At 42.2% G+C, this 19,859-nt stretch carries 18 protein-coding genes and 1 pseudogene; 4 read left to right on the top strand and 15 right to left on the bottom strand.

Going from position 1 to position 19,859, the window contains the following annotated elements; all coding sequences use genetic code 11:
* Positions 1 to 15: 15 nt before the first annotated feature.
* Complete coding sequence (locus RBH88_RS03505) at positions 16 to 591, bottom strand: restriction endonuclease subunit S (protein ID WP_307879930.1); 576 nt, start codon at positions 589 to 591, stop codon at positions 16 to 18.
* 312 nt (positions 592 to 903) lie between these two features.
* On the opposite strand from RBH88_RS03505, the gene RBH88_RS03500 reads away from it, so the two are divergent.
* Positions 904 to 1,755, top strand: a complete 852-nt coding sequence (locus tag RBH88_RS03500; protein ID WP_307879929.1) for a type II toxin-antitoxin system HicB family antitoxin — start codon at positions 904 to 906, stop codon at positions 1,753 to 1,755.
* Positions 1,756 to 1,777: 22 nt separating this feature from the next.
* Here RBH88_RS03500 and RBH88_RS03495 read toward each other — a convergent pair whose 3' ends face one another.
* The gene (locus RBH88_RS03495) at positions 1,778 to 2,629 is read right to left on the bottom strand and encodes an ATP-binding protein (protein WP_307879928.1); all 852 of its coding nucleotides are present in this window, start codon (positions 2,627 to 2,629) and stop codon (positions 1,778 to 1,780) included.
* Positions 2,626 to 3,495 (bottom strand): helix-turn-helix domain-containing protein, encoded by an 870-nt coding sequence (locus tag RBH88_RS03490; RefSeq protein WP_307879927.1) that lies wholly within the window; start codon positions 3,493 to 3,495, stop codon positions 2,626 to 2,628. The genes RBH88_RS03495 and RBH88_RS03490 overlap by 4 nt, the downstream gene beginning before the upstream one ends.
* A gap of 316 nt (positions 3,496 to 3,811) precedes the next feature.
* Here RBH88_RS03490 and RBH88_RS03485 point away from each other — a divergent pair, with 316 nt between their 5' ends.
* Complete coding sequence (locus tag RBH88_RS03485) at positions 3,812 to 4,987, top strand: MalY/PatB family protein (RefSeq protein ID WP_213691058.1); 1,176 nt, start codon at positions 3,812 to 3,814, stop codon at positions 4,985 to 4,987.
* A gap of 11 nt (positions 4,988 to 4,998) precedes the next feature.
* A complete protein-coding gene (locus tag RBH88_RS03480; RefSeq protein ID WP_307879926.1) occupies positions 4,999 to 6,171 on the top strand; it encodes an MFS transporter in 1,173 nt (390 codons plus the stop codon).
* Between the two features lie 62 nt (positions 6,172 to 6,233).
* Here RBH88_RS03480 and RBH88_RS03475 read toward each other — a convergent pair whose 3' ends face one another.
* The 11 genes and pseudogenes from RBH88_RS03475 to dctP all read right to left on the bottom strand — a co-directional run bounded on the left by RBH88_RS03475 (position 6,234) and on the right by dctP (position 15,083).
* A complete protein-coding gene (locus RBH88_RS03475) occupies positions 6,234 to 7,265 on the bottom strand; it encodes a DctP family TRAP transporter solute-binding subunit (RefSeq protein WP_307879925.1) in 1,032 nt (343 codons plus the stop codon).
* A gap of 185 nt (positions 7,266 to 7,450) precedes the next feature.
* A complete protein-coding gene (locus tag RBH88_RS03470) occupies positions 7,451 to 8,734 on the bottom strand; it encodes a TRAP transporter large permease (RefSeq protein ID WP_213691571.1) in 1,284 nt (427 codons plus the stop codon).
* Between the two features lie 3 nt (positions 8,735 to 8,737).
* Positions 8,738 to 9,205: a TRAP transporter small permease gene (locus RBH88_RS03465; protein ID WP_213691572.1), complete on the bottom strand. Its 468-nt coding sequence runs from the start codon at positions 9,203 to 9,205 to the stop codon at positions 8,738 to 8,740.
* A 138-nt stretch (positions 9,206 to 9,343) separates the two neighbouring features.
* A complete protein-coding gene (locus RBH88_RS03460) occupies positions 9,344 to 10,036 on the bottom strand; it encodes a DUF2848 family protein (RefSeq protein ID WP_213691573.1) in 693 nt (230 codons plus the stop codon).
* Between the two features lie 252 nt (positions 10,037 to 10,288).
* Entirely contained in the window at positions 10,289 to 10,966 is a 678-nt protein-coding gene (locus tag RBH88_RS03455; RefSeq protein ID WP_213691574.1) for a DUF2848 family protein, read from the bottom strand.
* A 13-nt stretch (positions 10,967 to 10,979) separates the two neighbouring features.
* A complete protein-coding gene (locus RBH88_RS03450; protein ID WP_213691575.1) occupies positions 10,980 to 11,771 on the bottom strand; it encodes a carbon-nitrogen family hydrolase in 792 nt (263 codons plus the stop codon).
* 23 nt (positions 11,772 to 11,794) lie between these two features.
* Positions 11,795 to 12,415 carry a GntR family transcriptional regulator gene (locus RBH88_RS03445; RefSeq protein ID WP_307879924.1) on the bottom strand — a complete coding sequence of 207 codons (621 nt, stop codon included), beginning with the start codon at positions 12,413 to 12,415 and terminating at the stop codon, positions 11,795 to 11,797.
* A 64-nt stretch (positions 12,416 to 12,479) separates the two neighbouring features.
* Positions 12,480 to 12,851: a hypothetical protein gene (locus tag RBH88_RS03440; protein ID WP_307879923.1), complete on the bottom strand. Its 372-nt coding sequence runs from the start codon at positions 12,849 to 12,851 to the stop codon at positions 12,480 to 12,482.
* Positions 12,852 to 13,291: 440 nt separating this feature from the next.
* Positions 13,292 to 13,786, bottom strand: a complete 495-nt coding sequence (locus tag RBH88_RS03435; RefSeq protein ID WP_307879922.1) for a hypothetical protein — start codon at positions 13,784 to 13,786, stop codon at positions 13,292 to 13,294.
* 15 nt (positions 13,787 to 13,801) lie between these two features.
* On the bottom strand, positions 13,802 to 14,395 hold the full coding sequence (locus tag RBH88_RS03430) for a Panacea domain-containing protein (RefSeq protein ID WP_307879921.1): 594 nt from the start codon (positions 14,393 to 14,395) through the stop codon (positions 13,802 to 13,804).
* Positions 14,396 to 14,585: 190 nt separating this feature from the next.
* Positions 14,586 to 15,083: pseudogene (gene dctP, locus RBH88_RS03425) on the bottom strand (TRAP transporter substrate-binding protein DctP).
* A gap of 159 nt (positions 15,084 to 15,242) precedes the next feature.
* Here dctP and RBH88_RS03420 point away from each other — a divergent pair.
* Positions 15,243 to 16,556, top strand: a complete 1,314-nt coding sequence (locus tag RBH88_RS03420) for a tetratricopeptide repeat protein (protein ID WP_307879920.1) — start codon at positions 15,243 to 15,245, stop codon at positions 16,554 to 16,556.
* A gap of 43 nt (positions 16,557 to 16,599) precedes the next feature.
* Here the strand turns inward: RBH88_RS03420 and RBH88_RS03415 are convergent, their stop codons facing one another.
* Positions 16,600 to 19,857, bottom strand: a complete 3,258-nt coding sequence (locus RBH88_RS03415) for an AAA family ATPase (RefSeq protein ID WP_307879919.1) — start codon at positions 19,855 to 19,857, stop codon at positions 16,600 to 16,602.
* Positions 19,858 to 19,859: the final 2 nt, after the last annotated feature.

Below are 19,859 nucleotides of genomic sequence, written 5' to 3'. Positions count from 1 at the left end.
TTTTTATTAAAGATATTACCTCTGTTCTGAAACTAACTTCATTAAAAAAGCATCCATATAAATTTGTCGCTTATTCAAAATTTCTTTAATTATTTTTTGCTCTTTGTTGCTTAGATTATTTAAGGTAACAACTTTATCTTGAATATCTAAAGATGGAACATATATTTTCAATTCTCCGAGCGTTTTTTTATCTATCATCTGAACAGAAGTACCTTTTGCCATTTTTGCAAAATATAATTGCGATGAAGGATGATTAATAAACCAACAAAGGTAGGCCGGAGTTACATTATTTGTTAACACTCTGATTCTATATAGAGGTGAACTAACTACTGTGTAAGCAACTTCTTGATCAACCAATACTGCTGTATTTGTTTTTCCTCTAGAGCGAAAAAGTATATCATTTTTCTTGATAAGATATTTACCATTAATTTCGTCTATATCTATACCAAAAAGACTATCACAATTTAACCTGTTGTCTTCTGTCAAATCTTTCATCTGAATGACATAAGCATTTGATTTTTTTACGTTTTCAAGACGGCATCTAAAATTTTGACCTATCTGTATAGAAACCATTTTTTTTAGTTGAAGCACCCCAAAACCCCCTCATTTTTAACGTAATAACGGAGTTACTCAATTTCAAAATTATATTAACTCAAAAAAGAAATTTGTCAATGTTGTAACGAGATTACTCCTTATATTTTTAGCAATATTTTCATTACGAATCGTTCAGAAAATTTATGAAGAGATTTTTAAACGAAGAAACACTGCGGCACGTATAAAATGCTTTAAGTGTTTTTTCATGCCTTCTTCAAAAGAAGAAATAGATTGCGACCCATGAACACGTATTGACACGTACTGATACACATGTTACCTTTGCATCGCCTTGAAAGGTAGGTGATCACTGTGAAACGACCTAAGTATTATAAATATCCCGCTATATTTCTTCCCGATGGGGACGGATGGACTGTCACCTTTCCAAATTTGGAAAACTGTTTCACATCAGCAGATACTATAGAAGAAGCTATAGTAGAAGCTCAAGCAGTGCTTGGAGATTGCATGTATTTCCGTGAAGTTCAAAAAGACAACATTCCTGAGCCTACGCCGATAGAAATGATTGGTTCTCCATCGGGCGGATTTGTTCAATTAGTTGTTGCTGTTATGTCGCCCATTCGAAGAGCTTGGAGTACAAAAGCTGTGAAAAAAACATTAACGATCCCTGCATGGTTATCAGACCTCGCCGAAGAAAATCACGTAAACTATTCTGCCCTGCTCCAGCGAGCTTTAAAAGAAGAATTACGTGTTACTGACGAATGGACCCGCTATATTTACCCAGCACTTTTTCACTATGAAGAAAACCAAGTGGGAGTAACATTTCCCGATTTGCCTGGCTGTGTTACGGTAGGCAAAGATGAAACAAATGCTATCAAATGCGCAAAAGAAGCGTTGGGACTACATCTCTACGGCATGGAAGTTGATGGCGAATCAATTCCCGCTCCGTCATCTATTAAAAGTTTGCCACAGAAAAAAGGAACAATCTGCGTACTTGTTGATGTTTGGATGCCACTCATTCGCGCATCTGTAAAAGAATACAGCGTAAAAAAGACGCTTACAATACCTGCATGGATGGATCGTGCCGCCAAAGAAGCGGGAATAAAAAATTATAGTTTGATGCTTCAAGTTGCAATCGCACAAGAACTCGGTATAGATATTAAAGCTGAAACCCCATCTTCACATCCTGATCCCACTGCTGCATGATTAAAACAAATGCACGCCGCCGCTACTTCCCAACAGGAAGGCGCTGCTGCACATTTTTGCGTGTTCTGAAATCCCGGGCCTTAATAAACAGGGGCTGCGCCATTTCCGTCAATCGCGAAACGATCCGCGCGCCCCTTTCTCCCAACATTTTTTCAAGCTGCGACATAGAGCACGCATTTGTTGTTATGACTGTCTGCTTCCCCAACCTGTATCGCGCGTCAATAACAGAAAAAAGCCGCTCACTCACCCAACTCGTCGATCTCTGCGCCCCCAAATCGTCGAGAGCCACGCAATCCGCCTCCTTCACTGCCTCTTGAATCGCGTCTGCGGTTCCTTCATCGTAGCCTGACCGAATTTCGTCGAGCAAATCCACCACCGGCACGAATAGGGCCTCTCTGCCCCGACTCACAGTTTCTTGCACCATGGCGATGGCAAGATGGGTCTTCCCCACACCTGTTCCTCCACCCAGAATTATGGAGGCGCCGTCTTCCACACTCGCCATTGCCAGCCCCTTCGCCGTTCTGATCATGGGGTCTCCGGTCGTTATGAAGGTGTCGAAAGTACAGCGTTTCATGGCTTTTGGAATCTTGCTCGCCCGAATAAGCCGTTCCATTTTCCGCTGCCGACTCTTTCTCTCGCGGTTCACACACTTTCCCAACTCGGCCACAATTATTTTCCGTCCGAAGATTTTTTTCGCTGAAACTGACCATCGGAGCCCTTTGTATTTGCACAGTGCGATTCCCGGACACGTGGCGCAGAATCGTTGCTGCTCTTCAGCCTGTATGAAATCTCCCATGGAACCATATAAATCCGATTCCGTTATTGATGGATTTTTGAAAAGTCGCCGCACGTACGAGAGAACCCCGTTTGTCATGGCAACTCACCTCCGTATTTTTCAAGCAGAGCCTTCTGCTGACTGGCCTCCCACTCTTTTAAATCAGACGCTCGCTGTTTTTCGTATGGGTCATCAGATGTCAAAGCCCTTTGCGTTTCAGATCGGCCCCTCCGCCCCGAAGTCTGATATTTCAAGCTTTCGTAAATGTATTCGAGTGTGAGCATGTGCAGCGGACGTTTCATTTTTTCGTATCGCGACACAGCCTTTGCGATCTCATGGTTCACCCGTGCAGGGACATGAATTTTTTCGAGGGCTTTGATTGCGGAAAGTTCCCGTAGAGTGATTTCCTTTCTTCCAGTCTTAAGTAAGAAATACTCTACCGTCGCGCGCATTGCTTGAGGAACCGCTTTTAAGGCCGTTTCTAAGTCCGCTTCCAAGTCTGCTCCCACGTCCGTTTGTTTCAAGCGTGCTTTCGCGGGTTCCTTCCGCTTCTCTGAAAGAGAAGTATCTAGTTCAAGTGATTCTAGTTCCGCTACTTCGTTTGCTGCATCCCCCTGGTGCACGTCGTGCATCCTTGCAGACGATGCGCCCCCAGCTCGGTGACCGATAAGGATATATTCCGAAGAAAGCTGGCGCTTATTTTTGTACCGAGGATTCCGCCTCAGATATTTTTTAGATTGCAACCGTTTCAGGCTCTCTTGAGTGGAGCGCACTGAGCACCCCGCATATGCGGCAATTTTTGCCACTTTGGGAAAACATTTTCTCTCGCCTACGGATGCGAAACTGCAAAGAACAGCGTAGACGGTTTTGTCGATAGGAGAAAGGTCTTTGTCACGAATGACGCAGAGGTCTACGCATGTCCACCAAAAATCACGAGTGTCGTTTAGAAGTGTTTGGTCTGTCATGTAACTTCCCCTCTTTCTGATATAAAAAAATAGACTCCCTCTACCTACATAAGTGTGCTCGTGACGCTGAAAAAACAAAAAGTGAAAAATTTTTGAAGTTTTTGGGGTGAAAAAAATCTAACCGTGAAAGGGGTGACTCTATTTGGAGTTTTCGGGATGAGCGCTTAACTGGCACTCCATTCTTGAAAGTAGTATCATGATATTAGAATGTTTTGCGAACCTCTCTTCTCGGGAATTCTCATGTTTCACCGCTGCCAACGCATGAAAATGGGCACCCCTTCGCGAAAAAACACATTTGACATAGGAGAATAGACACATGGGTAAATACAACTTTGATCACGTAATAGAACGTAGAGGTACAGCTTGTCAAAAATGGGATAATCTCGGCAAGGTTTTCGGTGATCCTGATATTCTAGCTCTTTGGAAAGCCGACATGGATTTTAAAGCCCCACCTGAAGTGATTGAACGCCTGAAAAAAAGACTCGATCACGGAATTTTCGGATACCCTAACAGACCTGATGATTTTTATGATGCCATTATTTCTTGGATGTCTCGCCGCCATGGTTGGGATATCAAAAAGGAATGGATTTGCCACTCTCCAGGCGTTACTCCCTCTCTTGTCTTTTCTATGCTTGCCATGACAAGACCAGGCGATCGGGTTGTTATCCAATCACCAATCTACGCCCCTTTCTATCACATCATCGAAGAAAATGGCCGAAGGATAACAGATAATCCTCTCGTTCTCGACAACGGGCGCTTTTTCATGAATCTCGATGATCTGAAAGCTAAGCTGAATTCCAGGGTAAAAATGCTTTTTCTCTGCAACCCTCACAATCCTTCAGGGCGAGTATGGCAAAAGAGAGAGCTCGAGGAAATAGCTGAAATATGCCTTAAAAATAACATCACTATAGTATCTGACGATGTTCATTCAGACATTGTATACGAAGGCAATAAGCATATTCCAATAGCAAGCATCTCACGAGATATAGAAGAAAGAACCATAACAAGTTTTTCACCCAGTAAGACGTTTAACCTTGCCGGCTTCCGTTCTGCTGTGGTCGTAATTCCCAATAAAGATCTTAGAGATAGATACAACGATCTTATCTCTGGAATGCACCTTGCCGGAGTCACAGTCTTTGGAGCAGAAGCCATTGCCGCCGCCTATTCAACTGGGGAAGAATGGCTAGAAGAACTAATTGAGTATCTCAGCGGAAATTTACGTTTCGTCGAAGAGTTTCTTAGAGAAAATATTCCCGCTATCAAGCTAATCAAACCGGAAGGGACATATGTTCCCCTTATCGATTTCAGGGAACTGGGATTGTCTTCAGAGGAACTTCAGAAATTTCTTGTTCATAAAGCTGGCGTTGGAATGAACAACGGAGCAGAATTCGGCAAAGTAACAGAGGGGTTTGCCAGAATGACCATAGCGGCTCCCAGATCCACAATCACTGAAGGACTCAACAGAATTAAAACAGCCATTGAAAATAGATAGAGGAGATTATATTGATAAAACATCTTAAGATGACAGCTAACAAAAAGCTTTCGCTCATTTATTTACAACATTTTTTTAACGATCTGCACACCTCTTTTTTGCAGACTTTTCTGCCCTTTTTGATAGAAAGGCTGGGACTTTCTGTAACTCAAGCAGGGATACTGACTTCTTTGCCTGGACTATTTAACATGTTTCTCCAGCCGTTCTTGGGTTTTGTTTCAGACATAACATCCCGTCCAGTCATGATCGTCTGGGGGCCAATTTTAACAGCACTTGGAGCCTCGCTCATTCCTTCGGCTCCTTCTTACGGAGTTACTTTGATTCTTGTGTCGATATGGGGGTTGGGCAGTGCCGTCTACCACCCTCAGGGGCACGGCTCCATAGGATATATTGGAAGTTTGGAAAAATTGCCTCTTCAGCTCGCTTTTTTTAGTACTGTGGGAATTCTAGCAAGTTCTGCTAGTCCACTTTATGCAACATTTCTTTTCAAATACTGCCATGATTGGCCACTTAACATGATTCCTGTCGTTCCAGTAACCATTACAGGAATATTATTCTGGATACTGGTTCCATCGGTACATAAAATAAAAGAAAAGATTAAAAAACAACAGTCAGGTCATTTTCTTAAGACCACGAAACATATTTTTAGTGATATTTGGCCGATCTGGACTGTTACTTTCTTTAGAGATATGACCAACCACGGAATAAAGTTTTTATTTCCCCTCCTTATCGCTCTTCGGGGGGGAGGCATTGAAAAGGTAGGATTTTCTCTTTTCCTTCTCCAGTTAGCTAAAGTTGTATCTCCCCTTCTGGCCGGAAAAGCAGCTTTAAAATACGGGAACAAAAAGGTTTTACTTTTTGCCCAAGGAGCCTGCCCTTTACTTATTTTTCCTGAATTATTCTTTGAAGGCTGGCAGGCCTTCGTTCTTTTTCTTGTAGGGAACGCCTTACTAATATCTTCGTCTCCAATTCTCGTTGCCCAGGCTCAGGAATTGGCTCCGGAATCAAAAAGTACGGCCACATCTCTTCTGATGGGAGTTGCGTACGGCCTCAGCGGCCTTACTATGGCCATTGTTGGAAAGATAGCTGACCTGCAAGGTATTGTGTTTGCATTCTCACTTATACTTCTATTCCCCCCGCTTAATATCTTTATTATTCTGTGTAAATGGGGGAAAAAAGAATAAACCTCTAAAAATTAAAGGGGCAGCATCTCTGCTACCCCTTTAAATATATTTATGCCCCTAACTTATTTAAGGCCCCAAGCAGAAGTTGCCTCTTCACCAAACTTTTCAATGAAGTATTCCTGTACGGGTCTTGCAGCCTTCTTGAACGCAGCAAGTTCATCTGGTGTCAATTCTGTAATAGTGACGCCTCTGTTTTCGACAAAGTCTTTCTTTATCTCTTTTTCTGCGTCTTCAAGATATTTTCTACCGTACGCCTGAGCTTCTTTAGCTTTTTCCAGCAAGAGTTTTTGAGTTTTTTCGCTGAATTTAGCCCAATCTTTGCTGTTGGCCATCAGCCAATAACCATCATAGCTCCAATTCCACTCTGTCATATACTTCTGCACTTCATAAATTTTAGCTGAATCGATTGTCTGATATCCGTTTTCATGACCATCAATTGTTCCCTGCTGAAGTGCGGTAAAAACTTCGCTCCAGTTCATTGCTATGGGGTCGGCACCGAACTCACGTAATGTTTTCATGTAAACTTCTCCGCTCGGAACTCTGATTTTTAACCCCTTAAGATCTTCCGGCATTTTTATTTCTTTCTCGTTATTAGTAAGCTGACGAAGTCCATTATGGACTCCAGCTAAGTAAACCAACCCTTTTTCTTTCATTAAATTCGCGTAGTATTCTCCGCCGGTGCTATCCATCTTTGCACTTGCCTCAGCATAGCTAGAGAAGATAAAAGGAACGGAGTGCGTAAGGAACCTGGCATCGATATTGCCAAGAACGGAACCAGAGAACACTGCAAGTTCGTAATTGCCGCCAACTATCAGAAGTTCAATACTCTTCGCCATGCTACCGCCGGCAAGCTGACAGTTGGGATAGACACGGATCTTAATTTTTCCGCCGCTGGCTTCCTTAACAGCGTCAGCAAAGTACTGAGCGGTAACGGCATCTACGCCAAGATTTGTTCCAGACGTACTTAATTTTAGGTTCAGTTTCTCATAATCATCGGAGCCACTCTCTTTTGCTTCTACAACCGAATTCCCACAGCCGAAAGCAAACGCAAGAACGAATACACACATAAGGATAAAAGACATTACTTTTTTCATCATTTTCTCCCCTTTTGTTATGAATTAGAAACGCTAAAAGCAAGCACTATATTAAAAATCTGGAGTAAAGAACTTCTCTTCATCTTCGTATTTCAACATCCTGGCACAAATCCCCCTTCTAGGTTGTGCGAGATGTAAACCTCATTACCCCAGATTGTATGTTTAGCCCCTTTTACTACCGCTTGCTAATCCGCCATAAGCAGATTCGGAATAAACTGAGATATTGCAGGTATATAAGTAACGATAAGCAGAGCCAATACTGCCGCCGTTAAAAACGGTAAAGCCGCTTTCGATATCTCTTTGAGAGATACGTTACCAATACCACACGCAACGTAGAGACAGACTCCGACAGGTGGCGTAGCATTACCAATTGCAAGGTTCATCACCATGACAACACCAAAAACGAGAGGATCGTATCCCAACTGTATGGCAACTGGCAACAAAATAGGCGTAAATATATAAAACGCGGATGTTCCGTCAATACCGCATCCTGCCAAAAGAAGGATAATATTCACTATCAGAAGGAATATTATGATGTTCCCTCCTGCCATATTTATGAGTAGCTCACTTGCCGCAGCCGCGATTCCTTCTGTCGTGATAATCCATGCAAACAAACTTGCAGTCGCTGTAATAAACATAACCACAGCAGATTGGACTGTTGATGTAACCAATATTTGGTATAATTCCTTGAATTTCAGAGACTTGTAGATAAAGATTCCAACAAATAAACCGTAGACAGCAGCTATTGCCGCCGCTTCCGTAGGTGTGCACACTCCACCATAAATGCCACCTAGTATGATGACAGGCATCAAAATTGCCCATATAGCATCTTTAAATGCAACCCAGCACTGTTTCGGAGGAACCTTCGGGATTCTTTTTATATCTTCTTTCCTCGTCGTCAAAAGGCATGACACAGCGATAAAAGCTCCCATAAGAAGTCCAGGAACAATTCCGGCCATAAAAAGTTTGCTTATGGAAACCCCAGCAATTGAGCCGTATATAACGAAAGTAATAGATGGAGGGATAATAAGGCCTATGGCACCTGACGTTGCCATTAAGGCCGAAGAGGTATCTTTTTTGTATCCCACTTCAACCATTGCAGGAATGACGATCATACCGAGAGCTGCAACTGTAGCGGGAGCGGATCCTGAGATAGCGGCAAAAAAACAGGAAACGAGAACACATACGATTGCGAGTCCGCCTTTAAGGTGACCAACCAAGGCCATTGCAAAATCAATCAATTTCCTGGAAATACCGGCCTTTTCCATAATATTTCCGCCCAAAATAAAGAAAGGAATAGCGAGAAGGACGAACTTGCTGCTAGCTGCATAAAAATTAATGGGAATCATGTCGAAGCTCATACCCATAGCCATGAGGCCCAGCAAACTCGAAACGCCCATAGTAATGGCAATGGGAACATTTATCAACAACATGATTAGGAATGATCCTAATAATACGGCCGCAACCATTAGCTACGCCTCCTTCTGGCTTAAAGACTCAAAAAAAGCTTGGATAAAACGTACGGTTAAAAAGAATGCCCCTATAGGAACAAAGGAACCGTAAATCCATTCCGGCCACTGTAGCGTTATGGAAATCTGTTTCAGTTCGTACTCATGAATTGCCATAAATATTCCTTTGTAAAAAAGCACGAGAGAAAATATCACACCTAAAGCACAGGCTAAGAGATAAAATCTCCTTTGCCATTTCCTGCTCAGTTTGTCTGTAATCAGGCTCAAACCCAAATGAGCATTATGCTTTACCGCAATAGCGGCTCCAAGGGTGCATAAAAGGACAAACAGCGATGTTGTGATCTCTTCGGTAAATGAAATAGATGAACTAAGAAAGTATCTTGCAATTACGTTTACGAAGGTGAGCATCAGCATAACAAACATAACAATTGCCGATAAAACCTCTTCGATATTATTAAATATCTTTTCCACTTGCCTATTCAACTCCTTCCAGCCCTATAAGAAAGGCCGTTACCTAGAGCAAGACAGGTTATTTGCTTATGGCACGACCAAGCGTAGAAACCTTGCTCTAAAACAGCTCACGCCATGCCACAAGCATTATGCGACATCCTAATCTTCGTCGGCAGGAACTATTTTAACGCTGTATTCAAAACCAATGCTTCTACCAAGAACGTCGTCTTTCAGACATCCTCTAAACTTTTCTCCGTAAACCAATCCATTCAAAGCCGGGATTGTGCCAGAGAAAATAATGCAATCTTCAAGGTTAGAATAAAGTTTTAAGGCCTCTTCCCGAAGAGTCTCTAGGGTGATCAGAGCGGAAAGTTTTTCTTTTTGATAGACAACTTCTTTGCCATCCTTCGTCTGCCATGCGATCAACTCAAGATCGTCCCAGTGATCCTTTACGTCTTCATATTTCCAGACTGTGGTACTCATGGGCTTCTGACAAATAGCTTTCGACTTGACCATGTCTACAGCTTCAAGAGATCTATCTGTATGCTCACTTGTAACACCTACATATATATTGCCCTCTCTCTCAAGGAAGAAAAATTCGATCTCCCCGCATGTTCCATCGCCGACTACTGTAATTTCATCATCTTGGGTTACAACATTCGGAGAGCAAAGGAAATGTTCAGGCATGCTCTTGGGCCCTCTTATACCGTGCTCGGCCAATTCTGCTGCATGTTTTCTGATCTCATCTTTATTACGTCCAGCCCATCCGAAAAGGCAACAGTTTCGGATAGCAAACCCCGTAGGTGTTACATTTCCATTTTTGTCCTCAACATCAAACCAGATCTTTTTCATTTTTATTCCCCCAAGTTTATAGAAAATATCTAACTAAAGTTTTAAATAATTACTTAATTTTCTTTAGAACTATCTAAATAGCTAAAGTAAAAGACACAGTAAAAAAACATCAATGGCCTCCATAACCATGAGGTCATATACAGCTCATTTAAATTCACAAAAACTTTCAAGTACCTTCAAAAAACTAATGGGGATATTTCCGGAAAATCCTCAGTTACTGATGTTAAAGTTACAGATATTACAATAAGAGCTCTACCCAAGAACCTCTACTTTATATTCATGAGCTATCTTTCTCTGCAATACTTCATCCTGAAGCTCGCATCTAAAAGAATCGCCATAAACAAAACCATCAAGCAAGGGCACAGTGCCAGAAAACATAATCATATTGTCCATATCGGGGTACGTCTTGCTAACTTCCTCTATTATTTTTTCGACTCTCAAAATTTCACTGACTTTCCCTTCCTGGTACTTCACTTCTTTTTTGTTGTGAACCTGCCACGAAACGAGTTTTAAATCATCCCAATGATCTTTCACTTCATCGTATAGCCATACTTCATTGGATAAAGGCTTGGCACAAATTTGTTTCGATTTGGCAATGCTCACCGACTCTAAATCTCTATCTGTGTGGTCACTGCCCAAACCAATGTATATTTTTCCTCCCTGCAGAACGATGAGGAATTCTGCTTCTCCACTGGATTTGTCTCCAAGAACCTGAATGTAATCCTCATCCGTTACCAAGAGATCGGCTACCGGATACAACACAGGAATACTCTCTGGAGCTTTAACTCCAAGCTTTTCAAGTTCGTGAATATGTTCCATGGCTTTGACCTGATCTCTCCCCGCAAACCCTATCGCCAGCACCTTGTCGAAATCAACGCGCAGTTCTTTACGTCCTTCTTTTGTGACCAATGTAAAATTCATCGTTTTCATGTGTCTGATCTCCCTATAATTTATAGAATTCAGGTTTTCTATCTCTAAAGACGTTAATTCTTTCGCGAATATCTTCAACTATGGAAAAATCTGCCTCTGCCATTACGATCTTTTCATCCTCACCAGCATTGACCAGTATTTCTCCCCAAGGATCTATCAGCATAGAGTTACCACAGAATTTCAAATCATTCGCTGTGCCAACTCCATTTATGGCAGCAACAAACATCTGATTTTCAATAGCTCTTGCCATTGCCAGTGTTTTCCAATGTTTCAATCTGGGATGAGGCCATTGTGCAGGAATAAATAAAATTTGAATGCCATCTAGCGCCAAGGTGCGGACCAATTCAAGAAATCTCATGTCGTAACAAATAATCATTCCGGCTTTAATGCCATCTAACTCAAAAGTACAAAGTTTGGAACCGCCCTCGAAATACGTATGTTCCCCAGAAGGAGAAAAGCCGTGGATTTTGTCATATTCGGCGATACATTTTCCCTCCCGGTCAAAAACGAAACCAGTGTTATAAATTTTGTCGCCCCGCCTATTAGCAACAGAGCCACCAACTATATTGACCTTATATTTACTCGCTAACCTACCTAGCAACTCTTTTGTCGGCTGACCATCCACATCTGCCAAGTCTTTCAGGTTCTCTTTGGGGAAAAAGCCTACATTCCAAGTTTCCGATAAACAAATGACATCAGGGTTTCCTTTTACAGCCTCGCATATCATCTCTTCGGCTTTGTTCCTGTTCGCTACTGGATCTGCAAATGCTATATCCATCTGCAAAAGAGCTATTTTTTGGATCATACACGATTCCTCCTTTGCCTGTGCTAACTTGACTGCCTTCTTATATTATTTGTAATGTGCTCTAGAGCGGCCTTCAAATCTCTTTTTTCCAGCGCTGAAACAAGGGAGGAGTGCTCTTGAATTGAGGGCTCCATTCGATTTTCATATTTACATGCCCTTAGACCAATGAGGAAAAAACGATCTCGAAGCTGCCCCAACAATTCACTCATCTTAGGGTTATTGTAAATTTCGAAAAAATAGTTATGGAACTGCTGGTCCGAAGACATAAACGCAACAGGGTCATTTTGTTCAAAAGCCTCTCGCTGGAAATCAATCATTCCTCGCAATTTTTCGATATCTTCGGCAGTAATAACATTAATAATTTGCTCAATAACAAATCTCTCAAGAGCCCTTCTGACGTCATATAGCTGATTCGCCTCTTCATCTGACAGCTCTTGCAAATAAATACCCAGTTTCGGTACGATTTTGACAAAACCTTCTTTTTCCAAAAGCTTAAGCGCTGATCTTATAGGGGTTCTGCTCATATTGAGTTCAGACGCTAAACGATTTTCTGAAATCGGTTGATCTCTCGTTAGAATCTCTTTATGTATCATTTCTTTAATCTGCTGATAAGCAATCTCTGATTTATTTGGTAGTTGTTCCACTTTTTTTCTCCTTTGCTGTTAAGTGAAAATTCTGCTTACAAACGGCAAAAGATTAGTTGAATATCTATGCTCGTAAGTAGGATGAATAAGCAGCTTCAAACAATGCCGTATTGCCGAATTTCCTTCTCATCAGATCTTTCCTCTTAAAAATGATGGAAAATTCTGACACCCATAACTCGCCCATTCTCATGCTTAAGCCATTAAAAGAATAATAACATTGTACGTGTGTCTCGCCATGAGTTGGTTTGAATTGATGAGATTTATTAAGAAGGAAAGGGAAATACTGAGGAACACGGATCATACGAAGAAGAAATCGCAAGGCTGCGTCGAAATGTAATCGTATCGACGTTTGTAAAATCGGCATCATCGCCTTGCCAGAAACCAATTGTAATAGTAGTGCCTTTAGCTTCTTCAATGATCCAGAACGGCATTCCATACATAATCCCTCACTTTTTGAAATTAATGAAACACAAGGATATATGCTGGTATTCATACTAGTATCCAAGTTGGTATATAAGATAATATAAGAGCTTCTTACCCATTTGTCAATGATAAATTATTCTCAAATATGAAAAATGAGGGGGGGATTTTCATCATGCTCTTCTCTCTTTTATCTCTAAATCTCGTCATCACTGGGATTTGACCGCTATCGGATGACAGCAAACAGATTTGATATTTCTATTTTTCCGTAGTGGGAAACCACCACGAGGCAGGGAAAACATGGCGCATGTGTGAGTTTTTTGCGGGTGGGTGGTGGATATGCTACATTTTTATACTGATACTAAACTACAATTTGTTACTCATATATTATCAGCAAATTCATTTGTGACTCGTATATGATCATCAAAATTTGAAAAGAGAAAAAGGAACAATCCCTTATCGAGATCTGCCCCTCTTTCGTCTTTTAACTTTAGGCAAACCGGTAACGCCTGCTCTATTCAAGTTATCACGAATTTGCCTTTTCGCTATTGGAGAGTAACCCTGTGAATCACATATTTTCGTATAGATTTCCCTAAGCTTTGTATGTGGAAGGTTTCCTTTTATTTCTATTTGACCATCTTTTTCTGCCTTCATAAGAATATGTTCAGCTACTCTATTTTCTACAGCAAGATCAAGAACACATTCTGCAGAGAAGCCAAAATTTTCTTCTGGTTTAAAACGTACATGAGGATGTGTTGATCGAGATGATCCTATTTCGTAATAATGTGTTTGTGTAGTTGTTGTTGGAGCTATTATCATAACAGGGTAATCAGAATTTAAAGGATCTGGAGTATATCTATATGCCCCTAAATAAATAAACCAACGTCGTTTTTGCTTTCCTTCGTAATTGTGTGGGTATTGTTCCCAAACAAAAACATCTCCAATAACCATAACTTTATATACTGGCTAAAAAGTCGCTTCGGCCTCTTCCATAGCCGCTATATCTCTATAACATAAGAAACGCTCTTCCTCAGGAGTTAGGTCCTCCTCTGCTTTCTGAAATAGGTCATCAAATTCATCTTCATACTCCATAGGTATTTTCCCTCGTCCAACCTTTTCTGCAATCGCCCAGGCTTTTTTCCAAGCTTTTATTTCTTTATGGGCATCCTTTATCAATGTTTCAAGGTCGACATCATCTTGAGTATATGCGTCTAATATCCCATCCATTACATCAAGTTCATTGTCAGAAAAGTAATCCAGGTCAGGCTCATCAAGGGGCTCAACTTTGCTTCCGCCATCACTCGTTGTAACAAATCGATATTTATCAGTTTTTAGTTCATTTCGTGCATCATATAATAAGGGAGGAACTGGGCCATATTTCATTGCATTATATTCTAGGCCAATACACGGAACTCCTGTTTTCTTCAGCATTCTAAAATCAAGAAGGGCAAGAAATTTATATATCCAAGTCTGTCGCGGAAAGTATTTTTTTCGAGAATAAAATTCTGAAGAAAAATAGGCAATCGCATTTTTAAGCTTTTCTTCCCTATAAGGAATCACTTCTTTAACCTCCTTTCACAATAAAAAGAGCCAAATAAACTCAAGGCACAAATCTACTTATAAAGTATCAAAATACACTATATAATTTTCAAATGTATCTTTGTATCTAATTATGTACAAACCAACAAGAGAAGTCAAACCAGAGCGGCTGTAACAAGCCTTAATAAGCTACAATAGCAAATAACGTCTCTTACTTTATGCGTGTGTTCAAACAAACCCTATCCTTTCTGTTCCTTTTCTTTCGTCTTTTAACTTCAAGCAGATCAGTAACGCCTGCGTTATCTACTAAAAAGCCGCTCGCTCCGGTTCCGGCCGCTTTGCTCATGTAAATTTCTCCGCTCGGAACTCTGATTTTTAATCCTTTAAGATCTTCCGGCTTCTTAATTTCTTTCTTGTTATTGGTAAGCTGACGAAGTCCGTTATAGACTCCAGCTAAGTAAACCAACCCTTTTTATTTCATTAAATTCGCATAGTATTCTCCACCGATGCTATCCATCTTTGCACTTGCCTCAACATAGCTAGAGAAGATAAAAGGAACAGAGTGCGTAAGGGACTTTGCATTGGTATTGCCAAGAACGGAACCAGAGAACACTGCAAGTTCGTAATTGCCGCCAACTATCAGAAGTTTAATACTCTTGGCCATGCAACCGTCGGCAAGCTGACAGTTGGGATAGACACGAATCTTAATTTTTCCGCCGCTGGGATTTGACCGCTATCGGATGGGGGTGGGGAAAATAAAAAAGAATCTAGTTTTTGCTTCATTTTTCTTAATTTAATGTTACTATTAGTTTGTTTGATTTTTGAATTTAATTTTCAAATATAACTACCCAATTCTGGAGGATTTTTTATGTTTTGTAATCACATAAAAATGAAGATTTACTTTTTTGCTTCAATTATCTCTCTTCTTCTTTTCTCTCAGGTATCCTTTGCATCCCCCTTAACAACTGGAAATCAAAATACTGAAACAATGCCTAGCAACTATTTGGAACGTAATATAAACATCCTTCAAGATGAAATTGATACGTATAAAAATCTTTTTAACGAAAAGATTAAACTTTTGCAGAAAAAAATCCCGGTAGCTGCGCCCTTCACAGAAGCTGATATTGAAAATGAAATTAATAAATTAATAGATGAAAAATTACTTTTAAAGCAACAAGCTTTTAGCATTGAAAAGACAAAATTAGATATTGCCAGAGATAATATAAATTGGTGGATGACTTTTCTTCCTGCCTCGTTTGCTCTTATAGGTGTGTGGGGCCTTTTTAAAGGGAGAACTATTTTAAGCAACATTGAACACCTTTATGAAAAAGTGACAAAAATTAAAAATGATATGGATACGCTATATAAAGACTCTAAGAAGACGAAAGAAGAGATAGACAATATACGAGAAGCAATCCAAAAAACGGAAAAAATTTTACCCAATAGAACAAACATCGATAATGAGGAACTAGCCTCCAAAATAACAGAAGGAGACCTAGAAGCAATAAAAACTGTTATTAGTAATCAAGAGGGAATCCCTTTTCACATTAAACTCAAAGCATATGCATTAAAATTTTATAATGAGAAAGAATGGGAAAAATCCATTTCTTTCTTTACCCCCCTATTACTATTAGATCCTAACGATTTCTCTATATGTTTTTTCTTAGGAAACGCTTATTACTTTTGGAGTAAAAATTCTACTGGTGATGATTTTTCCTTCAGAATGAAAAAAGCCTCTGATTTGTATGAAAAAGCTACCCTTATTAATGCGAACAACTCCAGTGTTCGGAATAATTTGGGGGTAGTTCTCTCTGCACTCGCAGAAAAACAGGAAGATCAAGACATCGCTATAAAACTCCTCAATGATGCATGTGAAAAATATGAACAAGCTACTTCCATTGACAAAAATAACTCCAATGCTTGGTATAACTGGGGGAATGCTCTCTCTGAACTCGCAAAAAAAGACGAAGATCAAAACGTCGCTATAGAACTCCTCAATGACGCGTGTGAAAAGTATGAAAAAGCAATCTCAATCTATGATAAAGATTATCGCGTTTGGAATAACTTAAAAGAGACTTTGATTGCACTAGCCAAACTAACCAAAGATGAAGATCAAAAAAGCAAACTCCTCGAACGCATTCAAAAGGTCCACGAGCAAATGGTGAAACTAAAAAAAGATTAAAAGTTACATAGATGCTCTAGAGACAACCATGCTCTGCCCACGACTACGCGCCCTCACAACACCCCGGGCCCGTCAGTCTGCTCTTCCCACCCGACACCGGCTCCACCTCAATCTGCGTGCTGATCCTCTCTCGCAGCGCGGATACGTGCGAAATCACACCAATGAGTTTCTCCTCCTGCTGTAAGCCAGCTAAGGTTTCGAGAGCGGTTTCCAAGGCGTCTTCATCTAGCGTTCCAAACCCTTCGTCCAAAAAGAGCGAATCGACTCTCACATTCTGACTCGCCATCTTCGAGAGTCCGAGAGCCAGGTTAAGGCTCACAATAAAGGTTTCTCCACCAGAGAGGTTTTTCGTCGATCTGACCTCCCCCGCCTGGTAGTTGTCGATAACATCAAGCTCCAGCGGCTGTTCCTCATTTTGTATCAGAAGGTAGCGATCTGTCATTTTCGCAAGCTGCCGATTGGCATGAGACACCATCAATTTGAAGGTCTGCCCCTGCGCAAAATTTCGGTACTTTTTACCATCTGCCGACCCTATGAGACTATGCAGTTTAGCCCATCGATTGCACTCTTTTTTCTGCTCCTCAATGGCCCCCTGCTTCTCTTTCATGCGCTCTTTATTCTGGCTGTTCGAGACAAGTTGCTGTTTCAACCCCGCAATAACGTCACGAAGAAGCTTCAGATTTTCTTCGCACTCCCTGAATTGGGGTTCAAGCTCTTCACGCCCCTCATCCGTCACCTTTTTGGCAATTTCAGCCGCCAAACGCTCTTTGCGGTCTTCCTCTTTGGCCTTGAGTTCCGTCTGCCGGTTGTCGAGGCTCTTTGCCCTGTTTGCCAGTGCCATCCGTTCCGAAGATGTAAGGCGAGCCTGAAGGAACCGCGCCTCATCGCCGAACCCGCCCGCATGCAAAGAGATATGAAACGCCGACTCGAGCTCGTCAAGCAGCGACGCTCTCTCCCCAATCTTCTTACTGAGCGACTCTATGCTTGCCTTCGTTGCGGTCAGCTTCTGTTGCGCTAGGTTAAGCTGATTTCGTGCCTCTCTCTCTACCTCATCAGCCTTGGCAATCTGTTGGTTCATGCGCTCTTCTTCTTTGTCGGGATCTTTATCTCCGTAGAGCTTCTGGCGCTCAGTCTTTGCGCTCGTATATCCATCTTGAGCCGACTGTAAGGCCTGTTTTTTCTCTGCCAAATCCTTCTTCTGCGTCTCAATCTCACCATCGAGCTTCCCCAACGTTTTTTCAAGCTGAAAGCGCTCTCTTTCTATTTTTTCCTTCTCATCGACATGGATCTGCCATGCTTCGAGCCGTTCATGCAACGCCTCACGCAACGAAGAAACGTCTGTCTCTGATGTGAGGTCGACACCGAGGGGGTGAAGTTTCTCTGATACAGTTACCTTTAAGCGATCATAGTCGTCTCTCATCTTTTGTAGCGTCTCATTCAAGTCTGAGAGATCTTTTTCCGCCCTTTCCTTCTCTTGTGTAACGAGCCGAGCATCGCTTTCCAACTCTTTTAGTTTGCTCACAGCCTCCCGCTCAGCTGCTTCACGCTCTTTTACGTCTTCACCCAAAGCTTCTGCCGCTTCTATGAACCCCGTCAGCTCATCGATCTTCTTCTGCGTTCCATCAGGGAGGGGAACATTCCCCTCAGCATAGGGATGGACCGTAGCTCCACAGAGTGGACACGGTTTGCCGTCTTCGAGTTGGGCTCTGTAATCTTCAAGTTTCGCTATCTTACTAAGGAGATCACCTTCACGTAGCAATGCATCTTTTTCGGCGCGATATTCACGAAGCAATCGTCCTGCCAAGAGAGTTTCAAGCTCTTTTTGCGCCTCTTCGTGAGCCTTGACAGCTTCTTCAACCTGCTTCTTGAAAACGTCGTTCTTTCTGCCGCACTCTCTCAGCCTTTCACAACAATCGGCAAGCTGTGCCTGAGCCTGTTGCGCCTTCGTCTCTTGTTGAATAATGGCCTTCTGCTCACTACCGAGATGGGCCAGCTGCTGTTCTATTCCCGTAAAGCCGCTCACCAACCCCTTATCTTCGCAGTTAGCCTCAAGGTATTCTTGAACGGCTTTCAACTTTTCGTCAGCTCTGTTGTGCTCCTCTTGTGTTACGCTCCTCTCCTTCTCCTTTGCCTCAATCGCCTCGGCATCCCCTGTACACTTCTTGGCGCACGATTCGACGTCTTCCCCTTTCAGGGCGAGATTTTGGTCGAGCAAACGCACATTTTTAATAAGAGGAACCTCTTGGTTCAGCTCGTCTTTGGCTTTTTCGGTCTGCTGCTCTGCTTTTTTCAAGCTCTCTTCACACTCTTTAAAGGAACCCTCAAGCCCGGGAAGCTCCCCTTCCAGCTTTTCCAACGAGGCTCTATCATCGCTCTGAACCTTCCGAACCTCTGCCAGCCTGGCATATTCGCCGTCAAGTTCGGCCGCTTTCTGGGCATGGTCAAGGCGTTCACGCTCCGGTTTGAACTCTTCAATTTCGGATGTGAGCTTCGCGGATTCCTCAGAGAGGGAAGCAATCTCTTCATGAAGTGCTTCTATATCTTTCAGCCATGAAAGGGCGCGCTCCATTTTCTCCCGCTGATCGGCAAGTGCTGCCTCTTCTTCGCGTTTTTCGGCTATCTCGTGCCCAATCTCGCATTCCCGCTCGGGAGTGAGAAGTTCAATGCCAGAGGCCTCGGCTTCCAGCAGGCCTAACGCATCTTTTTCTCTACTATGACGCTTCTGGACACGCCGTGAAATTTCAGAATAAATCTCGGTGCCGGTTATCTGTTCGAGTATTTCAGATTTTTGCTCCGGATTGGCCTTCAGGAAGGTATCGAAGCTGCCCTGCGCAAGGAGAATTGATCTTGTAAATCGGTCGAAATCCATTCCAATTTTATCTACGATAACGCCCGGAACCAGGCTCTTTTTCGACTCTATAACTTTGCCTGGCCCATCGTCTTTCACTTCGCTGATCTCATGATGTGCATCGACGAGGTTTCCATCAGTTTTGCCGTGGGCGCGATGTTGTTCCCAGAAACAACGAAAACGCCCTGCCTGAGATTCGAAAACAACCTCTGCAAAGCACTCCGCCGTCTGACGAGACATGATTTCGTTGCCACTCTTCGTGATCCGCCCGAGTCGAGGAGTCGCCCCGTACAAAGCCAGGCAGATTGCGTCAAGTATGGTGGATTTGCCGGCGCCTGTAGGCCCCGTGATTGCAAAGAGGCCGTTCGTCATATATGCTGGATCTGTAAAATCGATACGCCACTCTCCGTAAAGGGAGTTCAGATTTTTAAATCGGAGTTCAAGAATTTTCATGT

Source organism: Aminobacterium sp. MB27-C1 (assembly GCF_030908405.1).
Classification (GTDB): Bacteria; Synergistota; Synergistia; order Synergistales; family Aminobacteriaceae; genus Aminobacterium.
Note: the sequence above shows the minus strand (reverse complement) of the source record. Positions and strands in the feature narration are given on the sequence as shown.